Source organism: Rahnella sp. JUb53, from assembly GCF_004346065.1.
Classification (GTDB): Bacteria; Pseudomonadota; Gammaproteobacteria; order Enterobacterales; family Enterobacteriaceae; genus Rahnella; species Rahnella variigena.
The window spans coordinates 107,125-129,586 of sequence record NZ_SLYT01000001.1 but is presented as its reverse complement, the minus strand read 5'-3'; the positions used below and the strand labels follow the sequence as shown (position 1 = coordinate 129,586).

24 protein-coding genes and 1 pseudogene are annotated in these 22,462 nt (G+C 49.1%); 9 read left to right on the top strand and 16 right to left on the bottom strand.

Annotation, left to right across the window (positions count from 1 at the left end; genetic code table 11):
• Positions 1 to 8: 8 nt before the first annotated feature.
• Together mdoH and EC840_RS00665 are read right to left on the bottom strand one after the other, a co-directional pair.
• Positions 9 to 2,591 (bottom strand): glucans biosynthesis glucosyltransferase MdoH, encoded by a 2,583-nt coding sequence (gene mdoH, locus EC840_RS00670; protein WP_132963775.1) that lies wholly within the window; start codon positions 2,589 to 2,591, stop codon positions 9 to 11.
• Positions 2,584 to 4,119, bottom strand: coding sequence for a glucan biosynthesis protein G (locus tag EC840_RS00665; protein ID WP_112291240.1), 1,536 nt, complete (start codon positions 4,117 to 4,119; stop codon positions 2,584 to 2,586). Before EC840_RS00665 ends, mdoH begins: the two co-directional genes overlap by 8 nt.
• Before the next feature lie 332 nt (positions 4,120 to 4,451).
• On the opposite strand from EC840_RS00665, the gene mdoC reads away from it, so the two are divergent.
• Positions 4,452 to 5,636, top strand: coding sequence for a glucans biosynthesis protein MdoC (gene mdoC / locus EC840_RS00660; protein WP_129638469.1), 1,185 nt, complete (start codon positions 4,452 to 4,454; stop codon positions 5,634 to 5,636).
• 81 nt (positions 5,637 to 5,717) lie between these two features.
• On the opposite strand, the gene EC840_RS00655 is transcribed toward mdoC, so the two are convergent.
• Entirely contained in the window at positions 5,718 to 6,749 is a 1,032-nt protein-coding gene (locus tag EC840_RS00655) for an HlyD family secretion protein (protein WP_129638468.1), read from the bottom strand.
• Positions 6,750 to 6,805: 56 nt separating this feature from the next.
• Positions 6,806 to 8,407: an MFS transporter gene (locus EC840_RS00650; RefSeq protein ID WP_129638467.1), complete on the bottom strand. Its 1,602-nt coding sequence runs from the start codon at positions 8,405 to 8,407 to the stop codon at positions 6,806 to 6,808.
• Positions 8,408 to 8,664: 257 nt separating this feature from the next.
• Here EC840_RS00650 and EC840_RS00645 point away from each other — a divergent pair, with 257 nt between their 5' ends.
• Both EC840_RS00645 and EC840_RS00640 read left to right on the top strand, forming a co-directional pair.
• Entirely contained in the window at positions 8,665 to 9,444 is a 780-nt protein-coding gene (locus EC840_RS00645; RefSeq protein WP_132963774.1) for an IclR family transcriptional regulator, read from the top strand.
• Positions 9,445 to 9,473: 29 nt separating this feature from the next.
• Positions 9,474 to 9,920, top strand: a complete 447-nt coding sequence (locus EC840_RS00640; RefSeq protein WP_129638465.1) for a universal stress protein — start codon at positions 9,474 to 9,476, stop codon at positions 9,918 to 9,920.
• A gap of 106 nt (positions 9,921 to 10,026) precedes the next feature.
• Here EC840_RS00640 and EC840_RS00635 read toward each other — a convergent pair whose 3' ends face one another.
• The 3 genes from EC840_RS00635 to EC840_RS25660 form a co-directional block, all read right to left on the bottom strand.
• On the bottom strand, positions 10,027 to 10,287 hold the full coding sequence (locus EC840_RS00635; RefSeq protein ID WP_120160579.1) for a hypothetical protein: 261 nt from the start codon (positions 10,285 to 10,287) through the stop codon (positions 10,027 to 10,029).
• Between the two features lie 421 nt (positions 10,288 to 10,708).
• Complete coding sequence (locus tag EC840_RS00630; RefSeq protein ID WP_132963773.1) at positions 10,709 to 11,041, bottom strand: DUF2502 domain-containing protein; 333 nt, start codon at positions 11,039 to 11,041, stop codon at positions 10,709 to 10,711.
• A 251-nt stretch (positions 11,042 to 11,292) separates the two neighbouring features.
• A complete protein-coding gene (locus tag EC840_RS25660; RefSeq protein WP_013576285.1) occupies positions 11,293 to 11,424 on the bottom strand; it encodes a hypothetical protein in 132 nt (43 codons plus the stop codon).
• Positions 11,425 to 11,635: 211 nt separating this feature from the next.
• Between EC840_RS25660 and EC840_RS00625 the strand changes: the two genes are divergently transcribed.
• Positions 11,636 to 11,848, top strand: a complete 213-nt coding sequence (locus EC840_RS00625) for a YccJ family protein (protein ID WP_095921306.1) — start codon at positions 11,636 to 11,638, stop codon at positions 11,846 to 11,848.
• An 88-nt stretch (positions 11,849 to 11,936) separates the two neighbouring features.
• On the opposite strand, the gene EC840_RS00620 is transcribed toward EC840_RS00625, so the two are convergent.
• The 3 genes from EC840_RS00620 to EC840_RS00610 all read right to left on the bottom strand — a co-directional run bounded on the left by EC840_RS00620 (position 11,937) and on the right by EC840_RS00610 (position 13,162).
• Complete coding sequence (locus EC840_RS00620; RefSeq protein WP_112291183.1) at positions 11,937 to 12,197, bottom strand: hypothetical protein; 261 nt, start codon at positions 12,195 to 12,197, stop codon at positions 11,937 to 11,939.
• Between the two features lie 51 nt (positions 12,198 to 12,248).
• Positions 12,249 to 12,524 (bottom strand): hypothetical protein, encoded by a 276-nt coding sequence (locus EC840_RS00615; RefSeq protein WP_129638463.1) that lies wholly within the window; start codon positions 12,522 to 12,524, stop codon positions 12,249 to 12,251.
• Between the two features lie 128 nt (positions 12,525 to 12,652).
• Positions 12,653 to 13,162 carry a YlaC family protein gene (locus tag EC840_RS00610; protein WP_120160573.1) on the bottom strand — a complete coding sequence of 170 codons (510 nt, stop codon included), beginning with the start codon at positions 13,160 to 13,162 and terminating at the stop codon, positions 12,653 to 12,655.
• Between the two features lie 176 nt (positions 13,163 to 13,338).
• On the opposite strand from EC840_RS00610, the gene EC840_RS00605 reads away from it, so the two are divergent.
• Positions 13,339 to 13,815 carry a GyrI-like domain-containing protein gene (locus tag EC840_RS00605; RefSeq protein WP_132963772.1) on the top strand — a complete coding sequence of 159 codons (477 nt, stop codon included), beginning with the start codon at positions 13,339 to 13,341 and terminating at the stop codon, positions 13,813 to 13,815.
• Between the two features lie 4 nt (positions 13,816 to 13,819).
• Here EC840_RS00605 and deoR read toward each other — a convergent pair whose 3' ends face one another.
• Together deoR and EC840_RS00595 are read right to left on the bottom strand one after the other, a co-directional pair.
• On the bottom strand, positions 13,820 to 14,584 hold the full coding sequence (deoR, locus tag EC840_RS00600) for a DNA-binding transcriptional repressor DeoR (RefSeq protein WP_132963771.1): 765 nt from the start codon (positions 14,582 to 14,584) through the stop codon (positions 13,820 to 13,822).
• An 85-nt stretch (positions 14,585 to 14,669) separates the two neighbouring features.
• Positions 14,670 to 15,329 (bottom strand): metallophosphoesterase, encoded by a 660-nt coding sequence (locus EC840_RS00595; RefSeq protein WP_132963770.1) that lies wholly within the window; start codon positions 15,327 to 15,329, stop codon positions 14,670 to 14,672.
• Positions 15,330 to 15,575: 246 nt separating this feature from the next.
• Here EC840_RS00595 and EC840_RS00590 point away from each other — a divergent pair, with 246 nt between their 5' ends.
• From EC840_RS00590 to EC840_RS00575, 4 genes are all read left to right on the top strand, one after another.
• Positions 15,576 to 15,842 (top strand): hypothetical protein, encoded by a 267-nt coding sequence (locus EC840_RS00590; RefSeq protein ID WP_112291193.1) that lies wholly within the window; start codon positions 15,576 to 15,578, stop codon positions 15,840 to 15,842.
• A gap of 876 nt (positions 15,843 to 16,718) precedes the next feature.
• Positions 16,719 to 17,081: a GtrA family protein gene (locus EC840_RS00585; protein WP_132963769.1), complete on the top strand. Its 363-nt coding sequence runs from the start codon at positions 16,719 to 16,721 to the stop codon at positions 17,079 to 17,081.
• The gene (locus tag EC840_RS00580; RefSeq protein WP_132963768.1) at positions 17,078 to 18,004 is read left to right on the top strand and encodes a glycosyltransferase family 2 protein; all 927 of its coding nucleotides are present in this window, start codon (positions 17,078 to 17,080) and stop codon (positions 18,002 to 18,004) included. The genes EC840_RS00585 and EC840_RS00580 overlap by 4 nt, the downstream gene beginning before the upstream one ends.
• The gene (locus EC840_RS00575) at positions 18,004 to 19,407 is read left to right on the top strand and encodes a hypothetical protein (protein WP_132963767.1); all 1,404 of its coding nucleotides are present in this window, start codon (positions 18,004 to 18,006) and stop codon (positions 19,405 to 19,407) included. Before EC840_RS00580 ends, EC840_RS00575 begins: the two co-directional genes overlap by 1 nt.
• Before the next feature lie 191 nt (positions 19,408 to 19,598).
• Here the strand turns inward: EC840_RS00575 and EC840_RS00570 are convergent, their stop codons facing one another.
• The 4 genes and pseudogenes from EC840_RS00570 to EC840_RS00555 all read right to left on the bottom strand — a co-directional run bounded on the left by EC840_RS00570 (position 19,599) and on the right by EC840_RS00555 (position 22,461).
• Positions 19,599 to 20,018, bottom strand: a complete 420-nt coding sequence (locus EC840_RS00570; RefSeq protein WP_132963766.1) for a tail fiber assembly protein — start codon at positions 20,016 to 20,018, stop codon at positions 19,599 to 19,601.
• 400 nt (positions 20,019 to 20,418) lie between these two features.
• Positions 20,419 to 20,670, bottom strand: a pseudogene (locus EC840_RS25415) (hypothetical protein); the annotation flags it as partial.
• Between the two features lie 52 nt (positions 20,671 to 20,722).
• Positions 20,723 to 21,319, bottom strand: coding sequence for a YmfQ family protein (locus tag EC840_RS00560; protein ID WP_132963764.1), 597 nt, complete (start codon positions 21,317 to 21,319; stop codon positions 20,723 to 20,725).
• On the bottom strand, positions 21,316 to 22,461 hold the full coding sequence (locus EC840_RS00555; protein ID WP_132963763.1) for a baseplate J/gp47 family protein: 1,146 nt from the start codon (positions 22,459 to 22,461) through the stop codon (positions 21,316 to 21,318). The genes EC840_RS00560 and EC840_RS00555 overlap by 4 nt, the downstream gene beginning before the upstream one ends.
• Position 22,462 lies beyond the last annotated feature (1 nt).

The following is a 22,462-nucleotide window of genomic DNA, read 5'->3' as shown; positions in this document are numbered from 1 at the left end:
ACTGTCAGTCAGGTGGGTTTTACTTCCAGCGTCTGCGTAACAGGGAACGCCTGTACGTTACGAGGCAGCTGGTTGTAGTATGCACCCCATGCCTGCTGATCCGGTTGCGTCCACACCGCAGAATGTAAACGTGCCATCAGCACCGGATCACTGAGCAGAATCAGACGATCCGCTTTACCCAGATCCTTCGGACCAGTTTTCAGCGCATGTTCCAGATGAGCACGACGACCGTTTTCAACGGCATCGCGCAGCAGGTGGCGGGACGTTGCCATCGCCGTTGCCAGTGCGTTGAAGCCCGGATCAAATACCGCGTGCATGAAGCCATTCTGCAGCTTACGTTCGCGGTTCAGCGTCAGGTATTCTTCAGTCGCCACCAGTTCACGCGGAGGATTGTACTCTTCCGGGATCAGGAACAGTTTGGCTCGTTTACTCTTAATCCCAAGCGTTGCACGGCTCGACAACACCGAAACAATCGGCGACAAGATCAGAGAGAAGACGATTGGCGCCAGCCACCACAGGAAACGCAAGTCCAGCCATGCCATACCGGCAGCCCAGACAGCACCCAGCAACAGCTGAGATCCATGACGCTTGAAGGCTTCGCCCCATGGCGTGTCATCATCATCACGCTGCGGTGAGTTCCAGACCACTTCCCAGCCAAGGAACGCGCTGACCACGAAAACGGTGTGGAACAGCATACGTACCGGCGCAAGCAGTACCGAGAACAACATCTCGAGGAACATCGAAACCAGCAGACGGAATGCACCGCCAAACTCTTTCGCGCCCTTTGCCCAGATCAGCACAATACTCAGCAGCTTCGGCAGGAACAGCAAGACCATGGTGGTCGAGAACAGGGCTATCGCCAGTTCAGGACGCCACTGCGGCCACACCGGGAACAACTGACGTGGTTGCAGGAAGTATTGCGGTTCCATCAGCGTATGAACGACCTGCAATGCGGTAGACAACGCGAGGAACGTAAACCACAACGGAGCAGAAAGATAAGACATCACGCCCGTCAGGAACACCGCACGGTGAACCGGGTGCATCCCTTTAACCAGGAACAGACGGAAATTCATCAGGTTACCATGACACCAGCGGCGGTCGCGTTTCAGCTCATCCAGCAGGTTTGGTGGTAACTCTTCGTAACTGCCCGGCAAATCATAGGCAATCCACACGCCCCAGCCTGCACGGCGCATCAGCGCGGCTTCCACAAAGTCATGAGACATGATGGAACCGGCAAATGAACCTTCGCCTGGCAATGGCGCCAGCGCACAGTGTTCGATGAACGGCTTCACGCGGATAATTGCGTTGTGGCCCCAGTAGTGAGATTCGCCCAGCTGCCAGAAGTGCAGACCGGCGGTGAACAGCGGGCCGTAAACGCGGGTCGCAAACTGCTGGCAACGCGCATACAGCGTATCCATACCTGACGCTTTTGGCGCAGACTGAATAATACCGGCGTTCGGGTTAGCATCCATCAGACGGGCCAGGCCGGTCAGACATTCACCGCTCATGACGCTGTCGGCATCGAGAATAACCATGTAGGCATATTCCCCGCCCCAGCGACGGCACCAGTCATCAATGTTTCCGCTTTTACGTTTCACACGACGGCGGCGACGGCGATAGAAAATACGCCCGTGACCTTCGACGTCACGGCACACTTCCATCCAGGCTTTTTGTTCCGCTACGCAGATATCCGGATCGTAACTGTCGCTGAGCACGTAAATATCGAACTGATCCAGGTCACCCGTGGCTTTGACTGATTCATACGTTGCACGAAGACCCGCGAAAACGCGCTCCACGTCTTCGTTACAAATAGGCATGATTAGCGCAGTACGGTTGTTCGGATTCAGCGGCTCATTGCCTTTAGTCGATGCCGTAATGCTGTATTTGTCACGACCGATGAGCAATTGCAAAAAGCCCATCAGTGCGGTCCAGAAACCGGCCGAAACCCAGCAGAACAGAATCGCAAACAGCACCAGAATCCCGGTCTGTAAGACATAAGGCAGCAATTGCAGAACCGACTGTTGCCAGTCCTGATTCAGCATATCGCTTGGGTCGATGAGCGCCCAGCCCTGATAAGGCAGGATAGTTTTCATGTACCAGGTAGCGATCGCCGTTTGAACCAGCATCAGGATAAGCAGGATATAACGACGAACAGAACCGGCATGACGCCAGCGCTTTTCCGACTCAGGCATTTCTGAGGCACGATGGCGGGAAGCCGCACTGCGCCCCATCAGGTTATCCCAGAAACGACCGACCGGGTTGGTGCGCCAGACATCAGGGAACATGCTGGAACGTTTAACCGGCGGCATCGCGCGGGCGATGGTACGGCCTTCGTTATCGACTTCGTCCAGAGTGCCCTTCTCCCGGGCATCTGGCCAGCTTGCGCTGACACGTGCTTTGACTGACACCAAAGGGGCATCAGGATCCGCAGCATCAACGATGGCCGACACATCACCGCCTAAGCGGTGATGGACGGTTGCAAAAGCCTGCTCTTCAGCAACGGGAAGCTGCTGAGTGAGCGCCGCTTTCTGTTCATCAGTAAGCGGCAAAGCTTCTACATAATCTTGAGTAGAGTGCGTTGACTTATTCATTTGCAGGCAGCTGATAGCTCCAGGTTTCACTCAGAGTTTTGTCGCCATTGGCCAGAGAAGCGCGCATTTCGATCGCTTTCTTCGGATCCTTCACTTTAAGGCGCAGCGTCAGACGCCAGCCTTTAGTGACAGGATTGTAGCGGACGGAGTTTTCAACCAGATCACCGTTGTCACCAACGCTGACCTGAGACGCCACCGGCGTATCGCTCTTCAGTGCTTTCAGATTCGGACCGACGAAATCAATCAGGAAAGCAACACTGCCATCTGGCTCACGGATCAGGTTCGACTGTTTCACATCACCCGTAGAACGCATTGTCCGTTCAACCCACGCCAGATCAGGAGAATGTAACTTCTCTTCTTCACGGGTGAAGTGTAGACGATAGTTCAGACTCAGCGGTTTGCCTGCATCAGGCAATTGCTCCGGCGTCCAGAAAGCAACGATGTTGTCATTGGTTTCATCAGCCGTCGGAATTTCGACCAGCTCAACTTTACCTTTGCCCCAGTCGCCTTTGGTCTCAACCCAACCGCTCGGACGCAAGTCGTAACGATCGTCCAAATCTTCGAAGTTGGAGAAGCTGCGACCACGTTGCAGCAGACCGAAGCCTTTCGGGTTTTCCATTGAGAACTGGCTGACCGCAAGGTGTTTCGGATTGTTCAGCGGACGCCAGATCCATTCACCGTTACCGGCGTGAATCGACAGACCGTTGGAATCATGCAGCGCCGGACGGTAGTTCAGTACCGGTGAAGGCTGATTTGCGCCAAACAGGAACATACTGGTTAATGGTGCCACACCCAGCTTGCCCACTTTGTCGCGCAGATAAACCTGAGACTGCACATCCACCGTCGCTTCTTTGCCTGGATAAACGTCCAGACGATAAGCACCGGTTGCACGTGGAGAATCCAGCAACGCATAAATGACTAAATGTTTTTCATCCGGATTTGGACGCTCGATCCAGAATTCACGGAAACGCGGGAATTCTTCGCCGGAAGCCAGTGCCGTGTCGATTGCCAGACCACGCGCGGATAAGCCATAAACCTGACCTTTACCGATGACGCGGAAGTAGCTGGCACCCAGCACACTCATAATTTCATCATCTTTGTCGGCTTTATTGATCGGGTAAAGCACTTTAAAGCCGGCAAAGCCGAGGTTTTTCACTGAGTCAGCGTCATGTTTGACGTTGCCAAAGTTGAAGTAGTCCGGGCTGTATTTGATTTCTTTAACTGAGTTCGCCGTCACTTCGTTGATTTTAACCGGCGTATCGAAGTACATACCCTGATGATAAAACTCAAGCTTGAACGGCGTATTCAGGTTTTTCCAGTACGCTTTATCATGATTGAATTGAATTTGTTGGTAATCTGCGAATTTGAGATCGCGGAACTGAGACGGAAGATTGCTTTTCGGCGCTTCGTAACCTTTATCGGCTAATGCCTTCGCTTGTTTGGCAACATCATCTATAGAAAAAGCCCAGGCAGATGAGGTGAACATGGTCATCAACACTGCGGCACTTAGCAAACGGACTTTGATCATACGTGACCCTATGGAAAAATTTTTATCCGACACCTTGTCTCCTTTACGCGCGCTTAACTCGTTAACTGTAACTATTTTAAGGGAAGTGTCAGGTTTCCGACAACTTGAGCAGTCGATGGTTCAGCCATTGATGAACCGTTTAAGCGCGACAGGATACAAGGATATCAATTCGTTGAAACTCCGGCTATGGAAACTTGTCCTATAACAAAGCATGTTTTAAGGTTAGAAACTAAACTAATGTCAACGAGGGTCATTTTTGCTTACCGGTAAAATTAGGCCTTATGACAAATCACGCTCTAAAATTAGGATGAGCTCTCTACCACGGATACGTAATGAAAGAACAAAAACCACAACGTGAGTTCTTCTTAGACTCCATCCGCGCATATTTGATGCTGCTGGGTATTCCTTTCCATATATCATTGATTTACTCCAGTCATATCTGGGCGGTAAACAGTGCAATACCCTCTCACGGCCTGACAATATTCAATGATGTCATTCACGCCTTCCGAATGCAGGTATTCTTTGTTATCTCAGGGTATTTTTCTTATATGCTCTATGAGCGCTACAATCCCCAGCAATGGCTGAAGGTACGTCTGGAGCGCGTCGCCATCCCGCTGGCGGCGGCCTTCCCGCTCATCACTATTCCGCAGTTGTATTTCCTGATGAAATTTACCGATAAATTCTCCGGCTGGGACAGCATGGGTTTTTATCAGAAAATTAATGCCACCGTCTGGGAGCTGGTCTCACATTTATGGTTCCTGTTAACGTTAGTTATTCTTACCAGTATTTGTTTTTACCTGTTCAAATTCATTAAAGAAATTAAGAGTAGTCGTATTCAAATTATAAAAAGCCGGACAAACAGCTTAGGAAAACTCTCAATTATATTTTTGTTCATCGGATTAATTTACGCGGTATTTAACAGAAGCTTGTATCTTTTTGCGCCTGAGCTACTTTCAAACGGTGCTTTTAATTTCATCGTTATGCAGACGTTGTTTTATCTGCCATTTTTCATCATCGGTGCGTTTGCTTATAAATTCTCCTGGCTGAAAGAGTTGTTCCTGAAACCTTCGGCAACGGCGGGCGTGGTCAGCATCTTCCTGTTCGTGGCATACATGTTCAATCAGCATGTAAATACCCCGCAGCTGTATTCGATGGAAATTGATGCCATCATCACTACCCTGCTGGGCATCCTGATGGTTAACGTGGTGTTCTCGTTCAGCCATTACCTGCTGAATTTCCAGGCGCCGTGGATAACCTATCTGGTGAATTCATCACTGTTTATCTATCTGATCCACCACCCGTTAACGCTTATTTACGGTGCATTTATTACGCCGAAAATCCACAGTGACTGGCTGGGCTTCTTACTGGGACTGGTGTTTGTGTTTGGTATCGCGTTCTTCCTTTATGAGGTTCATAAACGCATCCCGATCCTGCGTTTCCTGTTCTCAGGTAAACCGCAGCACCCGGCAAAGAAAAACGCATCTGAGCCAACGCCTCCTCAAAATCAGGCATCCTGATCCCTTTTGCGAAGCGGACATAAAGAAAAGGCGGCCCTGCTGATGCAGAGCCGCCTTTTTAATTGCTGAGCCGGCGCTATATCAGCGCGCTGTCTGAATCGACGGGATCACCGACATCCCCACTTTCAGACGACTGGCATCAGGCTGATGCGCATCCAGCACAATTTTCACTGCCAGCCGTTGCACCACTTTAGTGTAATTTCCTGTCGCGTTATCAGGTGAAATCGGCGAAAACGTCACGCCGGTTGCAGGAGAGATGCTGTCCACTTTGCCTTTCAGCACCACGCCCGGCAGCGCATCGACTTTAATTTCTACCGGCTGCTGCGTCTGCACATCACCCAGTTGAGTCTCCAGATAGTTCGCCACTATATAGGCGTCCTTCAGCGGCACAATCGCCAGAACGCGTGTGCCCGCGCTGACATATCCGCCAATACGCACCGAGCGCTGGCCGACCACGCCGTCAACCGGCGCAGTAATTTCAGTATAAGAAAGGTTCAGTTTAGCCTGCGCCAGCGCAGTCGCCGCTGAATCGATTCCGGCTTTTGCCTGCGCCTGTTGTGCCTTCAGGACATCCACCTGCTTTTCAGCGCCCAGTGCCGCAGCTATATCACTTTGCTGCGACGCCAGTTTGGCACGTAAATTGGCATCGGATTCGTCACGTGCATCGGCGGTGCCAGAGCCGTTTTGCAGCAGTCTTTTATAGCGGTCCGCACTCTGGCGCGCATAGGCAATGCTTGCGGCATCCGAATTCACCAGTGCCTGCGCCTGCAAAATAGTTTGTTGCTGCTTAGCCAGTTGTGCGGTCAGGCTTAGCATCTGCGCATTGGCTGTTTCCAGATTAGCTTCCGCAGTCTGCACAGCGTTGCGGTAATCCCGGTCGTCTATTTTTGCCAGCACATCCCCCGCTTTCACGTTCTGGTTATCCTGCACATAAACCTCGGCGATAGTGCCAGAAATCCGCGGTGCGACCAGCGTGGAATCAGCAGATACAAAGGCATCATCGGTAACAGGCCGTGAGTTGCCGCTGAGGATCCAGAAAGCGACTACCGTCAGGATGATCACCACCACAGCGGCAATCAGCCAGCTCAGGCGGACGGATGAGGTTTTCGTCATGATTCTTATCTCTCGTTTTTTTTATAGTGAATTCAAATAGTCAGGTGATGCTGCATTCAGGGACGCTTAACCAGCGACTGAGGGGGATAAGTCCTTTTCGGCAAAACGGCGACCAGCAAAACCAGGAACAGTGCCAGCCCGATGATGACCATATAGGTGTCGGATATCCCCATCACCAGCGCCTGTCGTTTCACACCTTTGGAAAACTGAGCAAGGATTTCTGTCGAAATCGCTGCACCCGTGCTGTTCAGCGGCGCAAGGAAAGTGCTGTCGCCGGCATAAGGCTGGGACAGCAGATAACTCACACTGCCGGCATGATTAAGTAAAATGTTGGAATGGAATTGTTCACGATGGCTGACAAAAACGGCCACAAGGGAACCGCCCATGACACTGCCCAGCCCGCGGGTAGTGTTGAACATCGCTGAAGCAAAAGGCCCTTCCTGAGGCTGAACCACGCTGGTGGCGCTCATCAGAATTGGCAGCACCGCCATCGGTTGTCCGAAAGCCTGCATTATCTGGATCAGATAAAAGTTTTCGCGCGACCAGACACCGGTGATCTGCGTTCCCAGAAAACAGGACAAACCCACCAGCCCCAACCCGCAGGCCAGCACCCAGCGGCTGTCTATCCAGCGCATGGTCAGCACGAAGGCCACCAGCGGTGCGAGCAATAACTGCGGTACACCTATGGTCAGCGCCAGCGGCCCGACCTGTACCGCGCGAAATCCGCCAGCTTGCTCCATATAGCTGGCAGGCAATGCCGAGCCGGATAAGAAGAGAAACATCAGCGCGAAGAGCGTGATCAGGCCATGCGCCAGATTATGCCGACGCAACATCTGTAATTTGAAAAGAGGCAACGGATGGTGCCATTCGTTCACCAGGAAAAGTGTCAGCAAGCCGAGTGCGCCAAAAAACATCAGCGTGATAAGAGGAGAGTTGAACCAGTCCAGCCGTTCGCCCTGCTGCAACGCCAGAACTAACAAAGTAATTCCGGCGGGCCCGGTCAGCATTCCGACAGTGTCCATCTGTTTAAACCGCTCAAGCCGCAACGGATCCTGTGGCAGACCGTAAGCAACCATGGCGAAGGCCAGAAGACACGGCGGGATCACCTGCCAGAATACCCATTCCCAGCCAACGTAATCCGTCCAGATTGCCGCCAGTGACGTGGCCATATTGGGTCCGAATGTTGCCGTCAGCGCATAGGCACTCAGCCCGTATAACTTGAGGTGCGGTGGCATAAAACGCAGTGCCGCAGTCATCAGCAACGGCGGCAACGCACCGCCAAAAATCCCCTGCACAGCACGCATTGCGATAAACACGGGCAAATTGGGGGAATAAGGCAGAACCGCGGCCAGAACCAGAAAGCCCGTCGTGACGAACAGAGTAAAACGACGCAGTGAAAACGTCATAGCAAACCACGGTGCCAGCATCATGGCTGACACTTCCGCGGCCTGATAGGCACCGATCAGCCAGGAACCCTGATCAGAACTGATACTCAATGCACCACGCACATCCGCGAGCGCGATATCAGTGACACGGTCGTTAAGACCTGAACAGAGCGAGGCGATTAATACGCCGATTAGCCCGATCACCAGTCTCAGGGTGAAAGGCTGCGGAACAGGCATCGTGGCGGCAGGTGCCGCCGTGACTGACTGATTCATAAATTCATCAACTCGTTAACTTCACCGCTTTATAAGTGCGGTGAGAGGAAAAGGCAGGTTTGTATCCTGTGAGCTTCAAACATCGGATGGATCACATACATTTCGATGCAATGCACCACATTGCGATACAAGCAGAAATACTATAATACGGTGCACTGTATTGCAATGTGATTAAAAATTGTTTTTAACCCGGCGAGCCATTACATTGACCGCTCAGGATCCAGATTGGGATCACCGGTGGGGGAAAAGGAGAAATGATGGCTCAGGACATTCCGGCAGACGAAGAACGCAGCAGTGGGATCCAGGTTATCTCGCGCGCAGCGACCATTCTCAATGCACTGGGAAAACACCCGCAGGGCATGAGTCTTGGCGCAATTGCCAATGAGGTAGACCTGCCCCGTTCGACCGTGCAGCGCATCGTCGCGGCGCTGGCCGAAGAAGGCTTAGTGCGCTCAGAAGGCAGCGGCGGCGTGCGTTTAGGCCCGACACTGCTGAAACTGGTTTCCACCGTGCATACTGATGTGATTGCCATCGCCTCCCCTTTCCTGCGTCAGCTTTGCGATATCACGCAGGAAACTGTTTCACTGGGGCGTGCGAGTGGCCGCCAGATTGCCAATATTCACAGCATCGTGGCCGAGCGGGAATTACGCGTGGTTCCCCGGGTCGGTTTGAATCTGCCGATATACAGCACGTCCGGCGGCCGCGCCCTGCTGTCGCTGAAAACGGATGAAGAAATCCGCATTCTGGTGGGCGAGGTTCTGGAACCGGCAACCGAAAATACTGTACGCACATTTGATTCCCTGCTGGAAAGAGTTGCCGCTGTGCGTGAAAGCGGAATCGCGATGGAAGAAGGCGAAACGGTCAGCGGCGTCACCACCCTTGCCGTAGCAATAGATACTATTCTGGGGAGGTATTCCGTCTCCGTACTTTTCCCGACGGCCCGACGCGCAGCCCAAGAAGCACAAATCCGCGAAGCGTTGCTGGAGTGCAAAACCGCCCTGATTGGTGAAATCGGCAAGCTGAGTGAGAACAAATAACAGCCCTAAAAATGAATAAAGGAGTTCCCGTGTTTGATGTCATTTTGTTGGCGGTGGACGGATCAAAGCAGTCGCCTTTTGTCACAAATCTTGCCTGTCAGCTGGCTAAAGGTCAGCCTTCGACCGTTTATGTTACCTGTTGTATTGATGAATCTTATGCTCTGGAAGATAACGGAGATGAACCGGGTGAAATTGTTGATTATCCGCCGGCAGAAGCAGAGCAAAACACTGCCCGGGCTGTCGTCGGTCAGGCCATGGCGACACTAAAGCAGGCGGGTATCCGTGCCAAAGGTAATCTGATTGTCGGGCCTGCGGGTGAAGCGCTGGTGGCGGAAGCCGCAAGGATCAATGCTTCCGTGATTGTTATCGGCCACCGCCAGCTTTCCGCTTTTGGTCGCATGATGAAAGGCTCGGTCAGCGCCGACGTGATCGAAGATTCGCCCTGCCCGGTGCTGGTTGAAGTCCGGGGCAATTAAGCCTGTAGTTATAAACTTGTAGTGATTAACTCATCGTTATAAAAGCAAAAAGCGCCTGACGGCGCTTTTCATTATTCATAAAGAAAATAAGTATTTAGCAAAAGTATTACTTGGTATTTATCAGCCCCATCGATTTTGCCCATTCACTGATATGATCCCGATAAAAGAAAGTGATATCCAGTTCCAGCGAGCTTTCTTTCGACGGCGTTACTGAGCCTAAACATGGATATTCCTGTGGCCGGTATTCAAAGAGAAAATCATCCATTTCCTCATCGGTCAGCAGTTTATCCCCCTCCATATCATCTTGATAAAAATAGGCATTCAGCATCCAGACCCGGTACTCATAATCATTTTTAATAAATTGCATAGGGATAATCTCGGTAAAAGACCTATTGCGAACCTGAAAAAATTCTCCCTAAAGTGCAGTTATCAAGTGCAACTATGACATCAGGCACGCGTCGCGTTCGAGCCATCCATTGCTGATTTCATATAACAAGAAATTAACATATCAATGGCCTTTAGCAAGCAGCAATTACTCTGAAAAATTCATTTTATGAACATTTAGTTATTAGATGGCAAATGTTTGAATTAAATATAATTTGAACAAATAGATTAAATTTTATTATTAATGACGTGATTAATTCATAAGAAGCATTTTAATAAAGAGAGGAGAACTGAGAGAAGAACTGAGAGGAACAGAACTGACATTGGGGATGCCTTCGCATCGCCACTGCCAACCCTGTTCCCTAAATCTGTTTAACTGTGTTTACCCTGACTATCTTAAACTGTTACCAGCGTCCCGGAGGCGGGCCTTCGCGCCAGTGTCCCGGAGGTCCATCGCGCCAGTAGCCTGGTGGCGGGCCTTCATGCCAGTGCTCGTGATGCCAGTAATGTGGCGGAGCTGGCTCGTAATACACCCAGTGACCACGCCCTTCATCACGATAATGATGATCCCACCAGCCTGGCGGACGCCAGTCCCCCCCATCCCAATAGTACCCGCGGTTGTCGCGATCACCGATGTGCAGTGACAGGCCAGGCATATTAACTCCGAGCTCGACGTCTGCCTGTGCGATAGCTGGCAAAGTTAGCAAAACGGCGAGAACTAAAATCAATTTTTTCATTGTGAACCTCACGACCTGCTTATCAGGTGGTGACAAAGTACCGCCAGCTATCTTCCTGTTCTATAGGAATTTATCCCAAAAAAAATGCCTTAACGCTACCCTTACATTTGCGTCAAAATGCCATTGTGGATAACCGGTTGCAACGCTATGTCAGTAAAGGATATTCAGCAAAAAATCGGCAAAGAGAAAGAAATGACAGATACAAAAAAACCGCCGAAGCGGTTTTTTGTTTGCTGCATAGTTGTACAAAATCAGATTTTGCAACCTTCGCAGTCACTTTCGTCCTGAACGGCTTCAGGCACTTCCGCTGCTTTTTCAGCCGCTTTGACTTCAGCGGTTTCCAGTGCAGCATCAATGTCAAAATCAAAAATATCGTCGCTCATTCTCATCACCTTAATTGTTCGAAATCGGCCTAAGTATAACGACCCGCCTCGGCAGATGCCGGTTTTTTTGTGCCCTGAAGGCGTATAAAAGGCTACAGACACGCCACAAAAACCCGCAGGATTTGCATAAACACCTTTCGGAAACCATAGTTATTGTGAATACAACGGTGTCACGGAGACACTTTTTGCTGATAAATACGAGGAGAACCGGATGACGACGTCAAACATCAAAGCCTGGGCAAATACCCGTGAAACGTCTCACGAAATCGCTGAGGCTATTTTCGAACTGGCTAAAAACGACGAGAAGCTGGCGCAGAAAATTTGGGAAGAAGGAAACGATGAGGTTCTGCCTATCGCCTTCGCTAAAACCAAGGACGACTATCTTTTCTGGGGCGAAGAGAAAATCGACCGGAAAAACGTCTGATTACGTCAGGCCTAAACTGGTAAGAGTATACCGGTAACAGGAAGCCCTGAGTCCCGCTCAGGGTTTTCGCATGAGTGTCCCACAGCCTTCAGCTGTCGAAACCAAATCCCATTTTATGCGCCCACTCAAAGATTTGCTCTTTGTAAAAGAAGCGCGGCTCACAGACGCCCGGCTCTCCCGGCGTCTGGATCATGACAGCCACACACGGATAAGCCACCGGTCGCGCATCAAAGATAAAGTCATCCACTTCCTGATCGGCAAACTCAGAGGTCTCGCCTACCGCACTCGCCTGGAATATTTCATCCATAATCCATTTACGGTATTCAAATTCATTATTGATAAATTTCATCATGCACCTCTGTTCGGCTTTTACTCTACATGCGGACAGTGCCAGGTTAAATCAACCGTGTAAGACGTCACCGCCACAGCAGGGGCATACTTCGGCGCGGGAAACTGACATTTCAGCGCTGCCGTCGCTGTCCCATTCAACGCGTAAAGGTTTGCCATTATCGCGTTCAGCTTTAATGAAGCGATCAAAATGCGTCGCCTGCCCGGTCATCGTTTCAGTCAGCAGCAATTCGTCCCCGGCATAAATGCGTGCGGTCGCCTGAGCATCTTGTTTCTCGCCCGAAATGATTTTGTGCAGATGATGAATAGTCAGTTTGATACGTTCCACAGTCGCTCCTGTCACGGCTCAACATCTTTTTCGCTTGTCAGATTCATTCACAAAAATGATGTCCAGCCGCTATTTTATCAGAGCATGCAGGGTAACGTCATGGCCTGTGGCCATGTTTACACGCGGGATTAATGAGCTAACTGTGCTGTTCCGGTGGGATCCGGCAGCTGTTGTTGTTCGAGACGAGCCAGATCGTACACATCATAAAAATCGACAAAACCTTTATGGCTGACGATCGACTGAATGCGATTTTTGATCCGTGCGCTTACGCTGTCGGAACTGAGAATTTGTTGCACGGCATCCGAAGATAATTCACGGCTGAAATACCATTCACCGTTGTAGCAGACGCGTAAGTCCAGCACGCCGATATCTTCATAGCGATAAACCGGTTTGATTTCCAGCAGTAACATTGCCGACATGAAGACCAGAAACGCGGTGAACCCGATGAACCAACCGATGCCCATGTAAGGCGAAACGTACATCACGATGCCCACCGCGATATACCCCACCAGCATGGCCAGACATAACCAAGGGTGATTCACAAAAAATTCTGCGTTAATGCGTGGTTTCCCGTCGCGCCCTTCCTGATGGTTGATACGATCAATTTCACTGTTTAATACACTTTTGATTACGTCCATCTCATTTCCTCATTGCGTCACGACTATAATGCAATCTGATAAGTGAATTTTATCATGACAACTGTTATAGCGCGTAGAGCAGTTGCCGGGAGTTAAACGGCAAACTGTTATAGTTTGGCATTTGCGTCATCCCAAAAGGAATCCACTCTCTGCATGTCAGATAAAAGGAGATCATCGTGGCATTACTAATCGTAGAAAGACCGGCGAAAAAGCTGGTGAGCTACCGGGTTGTTGGCCCTTATAAGGAGTCAATCCATCACGGCTTTCAGCAACTGACAAAATGGGTTGCACGGCACCATCAGCCGCAAAAAGAATGGCTGACGTGGTTTCACGATAACCCGGATACAACGCCTGCGGAAGCTTTGCGTGCTGATCCTTCTGTGTGCGTTGCGGATAACTTTATTCTTGATGATGCCGAAGGGTTGACGTTGCAAACGCTGCCCGGTGGCACTTATGCGGCATACCACACCACGATAACAGATGAGAATTTCGAGAAAGCCTGGCGTGAGTTTTACAGCCAGCTGCTCGCCAGCAGTCATTACCGTCCGGATGGTAAGGCCTGTTTTGAGCACTATCTCAGTGATGGCTCGAAAAATGGCATTTGGGAAGTGGTGCTGTATCAGTCCGTAGAGAAAATTCCGCCGATACGTTAGATGATCAAACCAGCAACGGGATGTCAGACTGGTCGCAAAAATCGATATAAGCCTGTGGTGGCTCAGTATCGCTGACCACCACATTAAAACGGGCAAGAGGTGCGATCGCAGCCGGTCGCACCTGATCGAACTTGCTGCTGTCAGCCACCAGAATGCTTTGCGCAGAACGTTCAATGGCCTGATGTTTCATCAGCAGCTCATCAAAGTTGAAACACGTCACGCCATGCTCAATGCTCACGCCAGCTGCGGAAATGAACGCTTTCGAGGGCCGGATAAAATCCAGTTCACTGCTGCGCCCTATGGGCGTGAAGATACTGTTGCTGGATTTGAACGCCCCTCCGCACAAAATAACCTCGCAGTGCGGTTTTTCCTGCAACGCCAGAAACGTATTCAGGGAATAGCAAATAGCGGTAAATACACAGTCTTCGGCAATTTTTTCAATCACATAAGGCATAGTCGTGCCGCAATCGAAAAATACAGTATCGTTATTCTGGATGAGGCTGGCAGCACGCGAAGCAAGTCGTCGCTTTTCTTCTATCTGCCGCATTTTCTGTTCACTGACAAAATAATGCGTGGAAGGGCTATTTTTGGGATCCATAACGATGTAACCGCCCAGCAGAATAACCGGGGCGGGGGCGGAATTCAGGTCACGGCGAATCGTCATTTCGGAAACATCGAGCAGCAACGACGCTTCTTTCAGATGAATTTTGTCGGTTTTTTTTAAAGCCAGTAACAGACGCTGGATCCTGTCTTCACGCTTACTTTCCATGATGTTATCTCACGCCCTTACCGTTTCGCAGCCGCTCACTATACCGTTGCCCGGCACTCACCGCAAACCTCTGCAATGCCTCAATTTATTGCAACTGACGCAGCGTCAGATAGCCGTCAAAAACCGCACCGGTATCAATATAAAACTGATTAGCAAACTGCATCGCAGGCTCCACCGGCGTATGGCCGAAATAGAACTCGTCAGCGCCGGAAATGGGTTTGTAACGCCCTGCCAGAGCGAAGTTAACGCGATCCCGGTTCCAGATAATCTCATACCCATCCAGAGGCTTGCCGAAAACATAATCATCTGAAATATAATTCGCGTGAGCGACCACAATTAGTTTGCCTTCACGGGTGGTCAGTTCAAGTACGTGTGGCAACTTATCAGCCTGAAGAATAAGTGATTTTGCTTCTTCCTGTTTTTCGCCTTCCAGTGCATAAAACCAGTCGCCACCGTTGCGCAGCCAGCGGGGGATATTTTCTTCATTCACTGCATCAATAGCCATTTGTTCATGATTGCCCCGGACACAGGAAAACCAGGGCTCATTCAACAGCCTCAGGCATCCCACACTGTCAGGCCCGCGGTCGGCGACATCTCCGACTGATAGCAATAAATCCCGATGCGGGTCGAAAGCTACTCTCGCCAGCTGCTCTTCAAGCAGGCTCAGGCAGCCGTGTAAATCCCCGACGATATAAATATGTCTGTAAACCGAACCATCGGTACGCTGGTATAAAGCGGAAGTCATATTAAGCAAGGATCCATAGGAGAAGTGAATCTTTTAAGTGTAACGCAGGAAGGTGAAGTGAGAAGCAGGGAAGTGAAATGAAAAGTATGAAGAAAACCGCCGGGTCACTTTTCCCAAGGCATCAGCGGTTTGTGGGCTCTCTACACTGAGTTGGCGCTGAAATCCACTGATAATTAAATTATCGTTAAGTAACTGGCGCCTTTTTGTGCTAGACTACTGCCCGCTCTAAGTAAAACCGGAGGTTTTATGAGTTCCACAGTTGTAAGCGCTCAAGACGAGTGTCCGTTGTGCCAAAGCACGAATAAGACGTCGGTCAATATGTCCGCAAAAATTGTTACTGTGACCTGCACATCTTGTGGCCGGTACAGTATCTTCCGTAAAACCATGGAAGAGATTTCAATTGACCGTAAGAAACGCGTTGCCCTGCAGGCGTTTTTCACCAGCCAGCCTAACTACCACCTGCCTTTATCTATCAGGGCACTGAGCAATACTGAATCACCGGGTGAATTCTGACCCTAAAAACGCCCCTCGGGGCTGTTTTAATTTCTGATTTTCTTCATTCTTTTTATCGATAACCAACATTCTGTTCAGAAATAAAACTCTGACTGCGGCTCTTTGCGCCAGGGATGTTATTGAAGAAACACTTAAGGCCCCCTGTTGCAGGTGGCCTTTTTTATTACGCCGATTTTGTGGCAATAGCTTCGTGGCAACAGAATGTGTTGTATCAGAGTGGAGCAGCAGGAAGTGCCTGAATTGCAGACATAAAAAAACCACCCGAAGGTGGCTATAACGACATTACTACTATATTGCTTTTGATTATTCTTTGCATTTTCCCATGGTACCCGGGACGAGACTTGAACTCGTACAGCCTAAGGCCGAGGGATTTTAAATCCTGCGTGGTTTTTAGATGATCCATAGAGTTAGCCAACTATTTCATAATATTGGCATCAAATTTAATTGAAATAAGTCAACAAGTTACAATTGGCGAAAGCTTGTAATTATGAAGTTTTCCCCGAGAATTGACGGGGGTTCAAATCCCCCCAGCTCCACCAATTTAGATAGGACAGTGCAGGGACAAACTCATATAAACCAGTAATTTATGGGTAAGGTTAGGACTGAGCACTGACACCATCTGGACAGAAAAGGATACGTAAAAGATACGCGGCTCCTTCTCTTGAGAGAACCTCCGTCACCAACGGAGGTTTTTTTTCGCCTGTTGATGCTGCTTAATGACTGGTGAGTTTTCGGGGTTTTAATTAATCAGAGTTTAGTTTTCACCAAATCATAAAAATATGCAGCCAGCCATTGAACCCCAAAAAATCTTTACAAAACCTTGCTATCAGATCTAACGCTGGTACGATTATCCACAAAAAATCACAGAGCCTACTTATGTTCAAAAGTTTTTTCCGTTACGCGTCTGTTGGGATAATCAATACAGCAATCCACTGGGGTTCGTTTTACATGATTATCCACACGGCCAGAACCGATCAGGCGTTGGCTAACTTTGGTGCTTTTTGCATTTCGGTAACTTTCTCTTTCTTCGCGAATGCAAGATGGACATTCAGCAGTGAAACAACAGCTCTGCGCTACATGCTCTACGTGATGTTTATGGGCGGCATGGCGGCGTTTGTTGGCTGGTTGGCAGACAGGTGTGAGCTATCCTCCATATTCACGCTGACCGTCTTCTCAGGCGTGAGCTTAGTGTTTGGTTTCTTATTCTCTAAATACATCATATTCAGGCCATTTAAATGAAAATATCCCTGGTTGTTCCAGTCTTTAATGAAGAAGACTCGATACCGATTTTTTATCAGGCTGTTCGCCGAGAGCTCGCTGGGTTTGAAGTGGAGATAGTGTTTATCAATGATGGAAGCAGAGACGGCACTGAAAGCATTATTCAGTCACTTTCTGTATCAGATCCACTCGTTAAATCATTGTCGTTCACAAGAAACTTTGGTAAGGAGTCTGCTCTGTTTGCAGGTCTTGAGCATGCAACTGGTGATAGCATTATACCTATCGATGTAGACCTCCAAGATCCAATCGAGGTTATACCTCTGCTAATTAGCCGCTGGCAGAACGGAGCTGATGTAGTCCTGGCTAAGCGAATTGATAGAAGCACAGACGGTCATTTGAAACGAAAGACGGCAGAATGGTTCTACAAGTTACATAACAAAATCAGCTACCCACAAATTGAAGAAAACGTTGGTGATTTCAGGCTGATGTCACGAGAAGTTGTAGACAACATAATGATGATGCCAGAGAGAAATCTATTCATGAAAGGGATTCTATCATGGGTCGGTGGGACGACTGATGTTGTTGAGTACGCTAGAGCGGAAAGGGTTGCGGGTAAATCTAAATTCAATGGGTGGAAATTATGGAACCTTGCACTTGAAGGGATTACTTCATTCTCGACCTTCCCTCTCAGAGTATGGACTTACATTGGCCTGATAGTCGCCGGTCTTTCTTTTTTATACGGGGCCTATATGATCATCGATACATTAATATTTGGTAACTCCGTGAAGGGATACACATCGATAATGGTTTCAATGCTATTTCTTGGTGGGGTTCAACTTATTGGCATAGGTGTACTCGGTGAGTATATTGGGCGTATATATGTTGAGTCAAAAGAAAGGCCAAGGTACCTAGTAAAAAAGAATAAGCGGGGGGGAATACAGTAATGGAATATGGGTTATCAACAATAAAGTCAGATGTTGAAGGAAGGAAAAGGATATTCATAGCCACCATTATATCTATGGTGGTCATGTATCTTGGGTGCTCTCGCGCAATGTTTTCTACCTACATGCCAGATGACTACTTACTCCAGATGAGAGACGTACCTCTTTCTTTCTATATGCAGCAGGGCCGCTTTGTTCAGGCGGGTATCACATGGGTATTTAATTCGCTTGGCGTGAACATAGTTTCATCATCTCCACTATTTTTGCCTCTGTTCTTTTTGTTCACCTCTCTCTCATCGTCTTTAATTATCGATGCTATATCAGGTGATAAAACACCGTTGTTAGTTTACCTTCTCATCCCTGCTGTTGTTGTCAGTCACCCTGTATTCAGCATGATGTCTGTATACCACCTTGCTAATGTCTGCTTCGCACTGTGCATGGCATGTCTATCCCTGCTTGTCATAATAAATGAGAAATCAAAGTTAAAATCTACAGAACGAAACGGATGGAAGATATCGATACTTGTCATCCTCATCTGTGGTAATTACCAACCAGCGATTGTGGTCGTAGGAAGCTATTACCTTTTCGAATTTATTAAAAACTTCAAAAATAATGGTGTTGCTGGTTCAGTTAAGAATTTAATGCCATTCATTTGCGGTGTGGTTTTATACGCTATCTTGTTCAAGTTTACTAAGACGTCACTTGGCGAGAATAATTGGGACAATCGGGCAAGTCTGGTTACGGATTATTACGCAAGGCTACACGACATTGCATCTTTCTTGCCGAGCTTCTTTTACAACGACTGGTGGTTGATACCCTGGCAGTACGCGATGTCCCTTTCTTTCATCATGGTACTGTTTCTTTTTCTGGCGGTTATAAAAAGGGGGGGGGTTGCCGCAGTCTACGTTCCGGCATTTCTTATTTGCATTCTTGCGGCTATTGCTCCTATAGCTGCGTTGCAAACATGGGATATATCTCCTCGTTCAATGTTCTCTGTTTCTTTCGCATACGCAATCATGATCGCATCCGTGAGTGATAATGGGCTGTTTACCAAAACTAAAGTGATATTACTTGTCGCGCTGGTGATGTTGTCGATGATGGTAAGTAATTCATATCTCCAAATAGTGGAGAACGACAACATCAGAGATAACTGGATGATTGATAGGATATCAAGAGATCTTGCAGCGGTGGGTGTTAAAGGTGAGGAAGTTGGCTTCTCAAACACGAATGGGAGGCTGAGCGTTTCTGCCTGGTCACTGAGTGCATTAATTCAGAAAAGAACGGGGTTAGTTTTTAATGTCAACGCAAACCCAGCAATCCCTTCAGGAGTATGCTCAGAAGCTAATACATGGCCTAATAACAATTACATAGTTAAGGGGCCAGAAAAAATCACAGTTTGCCTGTAATGCTTGGCAGCCCTGTTATAAAACAGGGCTTTATTACGTGTCGGCATTGGACTTGCTGGCAGTGGCGTTGAAGATTGTGCTTCCTCACATATTCGTCAAAAGCCTATTGACTAATATATATACTACTAAATATTTCACACTTGCCTTGATAGTTGCGCGATCAAATTTTTTGAAAACGAGTGATCATGAAGTTATTTTGCCGGAGTCTCCGTCCACGCAACATCATCCGATGTATTAGCATCCACGCGACTCAATAGAACCCGGTATTTCTTCCACAAAGGCAATGCTGCTATTTCGTCTGCTGTCGCCATGTCGAGATCTACTGCATCTTGTAGTACAGATATCCTATCGGTCGCTGCTGCAATTAATTGCGCTTTCTTCGCCGTGTTTGCTGCGATTTTACCCGCATTTTTTTCAGCCTGAATTTCTTCTGGTGTCTTTGGCGGTGGTGGGATCAGCGATCCGTTAACATATACATAGCCCGGCCCCACACTCTCCCAGTCCTCATCGCTAAGCTCAATAGAGGTATTTTCATCTTCCCGTGAAATATGATCTTCTGACAAAAACATGCCCATGATATTACCTGAGGCATCAACCGGAATAAATTTCATGTAATCACCCTTAAAGAATTGCTATTGCATTAAGCTGAGCACCAGCCGAGTTGTTATTGAAAAAAATGCATGATCCCGCACTTGTTGCAGAAAGCCATATTGGTGCTGTTAGTGGTCCGCTAGGGAATGGCATAGCTACCACCTGCGGTGCCGAGGAAAACGACAATGGATAGGTCCATGTGGCTGAGTTGTTGGGCAGAATTGTAAGTGTAAGGCGGCAAATCTGCATGCCCCCAGGGAACTTTATAAATACTCCATTTCCGTTACTCCCATATTGAAACTGATCCAGCCTCACGGCATTGGCAGGGTTTGTCGCTGCTGCTACTGAGAACTGTTGTGTGGATAAACCAGCCATGGCTGCGGCTAAAATGCTCGTCCTCGCTGCGCTCTGCGCTGCCGTCCCTGCGGTGGCAATCTCGGAAAGATTATTGCCTGATTGCAGAAAGATTTTTTTAAGTGCCGCAAGAACCTGTGCGTCGTTCGCTGGATCAAGAACTAGTCCTCCACCAGTCACTATATTCGCAAGTTCACGCTGAATTGTATTAAACCAGGCGGCATCCATGATAGTTGGAGAGATGCCTGCGGCCACATTGCCATTAGTCCATTCACCATTGGCATCTGCCGTAGTGGTGATACTCCCAATCTTTTGCATAGAAATGTCCTCGCCAGTTAAGGCGCTAATTTTGTTTTACGAAGATTAATGATTAATTAGCATAACCAAATAATACAATGGTGTGCGACGGAGCCAATTTACTGAGACGACATTCAAGCCGCTTATTACCCCACGAACGCAAAGGATCGCCAGCATAAGATTGCCCGGCCTGAGCGTAGGTGATCGTGGTTGAAGGCGCGGTAACCAGCCAGGTAAACGGCCAGTCATCGCCATTCAGGGCATCACCGCAAACTGACATTCCCGCCCGTGACTGGCGGTAAACCGTCACGGTAATGTCATAACCCAGCGCTTTGGCTACACCTATGAAATATGCAGCGGACTGACCGCCCGTACTAAAAAGTTTCGAGACTACTGATTTTTGCCTGATGGCAATGCTGTCATTTTCCCCAATAGCACAATCGTCCGGGAGCCCGAGCGTTTTCTCCCAGTCGGTTAACATAATGGTTGCCGTCGCCGGGAAAGCGCCGATTAGCAATGATACTGCCGCATCATCACTGTCCTGATATGACTGTGCCAGAGCCCGCAATACGGCGGTTTGAACACCATCAGTTTTGCGTGACCATACCAGTCCGGTTGGCATTAAATTTTGCAGCGCTGACGTGTAATCTTCTAAAGTAAACCGGCTCATGTATAAGTCACCGTACCCCTTACCGGCAATTGCCCGGTCGTGGTGGTAATATTTGCCGAGGGAGAAGTCAGGATAAACCCACCCGTACCGCTGACATTACTGATGGCAATCAGCAGTTCAGACAGGTAAATCGTGGCCCCCTGAGGGTTGCCGGACTCGAACAATACCCCATCAATGGCAGCGGCAATTGCGGCAGTTGTTGTACTGTTAGCCGATGCCAGGCCGCTAATCGTAAAATTGATGGTCGTTTTAATTGGCGAACAGACATACACCAGTGCCGTGACGGGCTGAAGCGGGTAGATATAATCCGCTACCCTTTTTTGATCCCCGGTCGCCTTGGTGCCCGACCAGCTGTCGAGTGAGGAAATACCATCGGTACCCACGGGAAAACCATTATTTGAGGTATCAGTGCCGTCAATCATGATATACACGCCAACAGTACCGGCCCCCATAAGCCTGCGTACCGTCCACGCCCGCGTAACACCTGCTACGGCAAGCGCCCAGGCTTCATAGTCATCATCATTTCCGCCCTGTGGTGTATTTTGGTAGGCAAGCAGTGTCCGGGAACGGAAAGCATCTTCGGTTTCAATATCTGCACCATCCGTAATGGCCGTGATGATAGTCGCTATCGAGTCAACGCCTGAAATGCTGACATCCAGCGTCAGTTGGGTACCTGCCGGGGTATTCCCCGCATCGCCGCCACCCGTCGGGTCATCATTAGGATCGGGTAACACCGCAGTGATTGCGCCAGTTGCCGTGCCTGAGGCCCCGATATCAACCTCCGCATCTGTCGTGTACTGGTAACCATCACCCCGGTTTAAGACGGTACCCGCCGGAATAGCTGCACCTGCAGTGCCGGTGAAAAGGGTGGCATTGTTTGTCCCGGCGTTGGCTGCTTTTTGCGTCACGCTTTTTAACGCAGCCCACCCCGCAAGATTCTCATCCGTCGCGCTCCACGGCACTGACTGCTTCGCTATCCAGTCAAGATAGCCATAATGGAGATAAGCTAGACCAGCATCTGCGGTGCCAAGAATATTCAGATTTGAAAACCGTAATGGGGTACCTACCCCTTTTAATTCTGCTTCAATTGCTGCGAGATTACGCGCACGTAACTCAGTGAGTGTTGGCCGATTGTATGGCATC

Coding starts and splice junctions, on each gene's coding strand:
- mdoH (WP_132963775.1), bottom strand. CDS start 2,591: ATGAATAAGTCAACGCACTCTACTCAAGATTATGTAGAAGCTTTGCCG.
- EC840_RS00665 (WP_112291240.1), bottom strand. CDS start 4,119: ATGATCAAAGTCCGTTTGCTAAGTGCCGCAGTGTTGATGACCATGTTC.
- mdoC (WP_129638469.1), top strand. CDS start 4,452: ATGAAAGAACAAAAACCACAACGTGAGTTCTTCTTAGACTCCATCCGC.
- EC840_RS00655 (WP_129638468.1), bottom strand. CDS start 6,749: ATGACGAAAACCTCATCCGTCCGCCTGAGCTGGCTGATTGCCGCTGTG.
- EC840_RS00650 (WP_129638467.1), bottom strand. CDS start 8,407: ATGAATCAGTCAGTCACGGCGGCACCTGCCGCCACGATGCCTGTTCCG.
- EC840_RS00645 (WP_132963774.1), top strand. CDS start 8,665: ATGGCTCAGGACATTCCGGCAGACGAAGAACGCAGCAGTGGGATCCAG.
- EC840_RS00635 (WP_120160579.1), bottom strand. CDS start 10,287: ATGCAATTTATTAAAAATGATTATGAGTACCGGGTCTGGATGCTGAAT.
- EC840_RS00630 (WP_132963773.1), bottom strand. CDS start 11,041: ATGAAAAAATTGATTTTAGTTCTCGCCGTTTTGCTAACTTTGCCAGCT.
- EC840_RS25660 (WP_013576285.1), bottom strand. CDS start 11,424: ATGAGCGACGATATTTTTGATTTTGACATTGATGCTGCACTGGAAACC.
- EC840_RS00625 (WP_095921306.1), top strand. CDS start 11,636: ATGACGACGTCAAACATCAAAGCCTGGGCAAATACCCGTGAAACGTCT.
- EC840_RS00620 (WP_112291183.1), bottom strand. CDS start 12,197: ATGAAATTTATCAATAATGAATTTGAATACCGTAAATGGATTATGGAT.
- EC840_RS00610 (WP_120160573.1), bottom strand. CDS start 13,162: ATGGACGTAATCAAAAGTGTATTAAACAGTGAAATTGATCGTATCAAC.
- deoR (WP_132963771.1), bottom strand. CDS start 14,584: ATGGAAAGTAAGCGTGAAGACAGGATCCAGCGTCTGTTACTGGCTTTA.
- EC840_RS00595 (WP_132963770.1), bottom strand. CDS start 15,329: ATGACTTCCGCTTTATACCAGCGTACCGATGGTTCGGTTTACAGACAT.
- EC840_RS00590 (WP_112291193.1), top strand. CDS start 15,576: ATGAGTTCCACAGTTGTAAGCGCTCAAGACGAGTGTCCGTTGTGCCAA.
- EC840_RS00585 (WP_132963769.1), top strand. CDS start 16,719: ATGTTCAAAAGTTTTTTCCGTTACGCGTCTGTTGGGATAATCAATACA.
- EC840_RS00580 (WP_132963768.1), top strand. CDS start 17,078: ATGAAAATATCCCTGGTTGTTCCAGTCTTTAATGAAGAAGACTCGATA.
- EC840_RS00575 (WP_132963767.1), top strand. CDS start 18,004: ATGGAATATGGGTTATCAACAATAAAGTCAGATGTTGAAGGAAGGAAA.
- EC840_RS00570 (WP_132963766.1), bottom strand. CDS start 20,018: ATGAAATTTATTCCGGTTGATGCCTCAGGTAATATCATGGGCATGTTT.
- EC840_RS00560 (WP_132963764.1), bottom strand. CDS start 21,319: ATGAGCCGGTTTACTTTAGAAGATTACACGTCAGCGCTGCAAAATTTA.
- EC840_RS00555 (WP_132963763.1), bottom strand. CDS start 22,461: ATGCCATACAATCGGCCAACACTCACTGAGTTACGTGCGCGTAATCTC.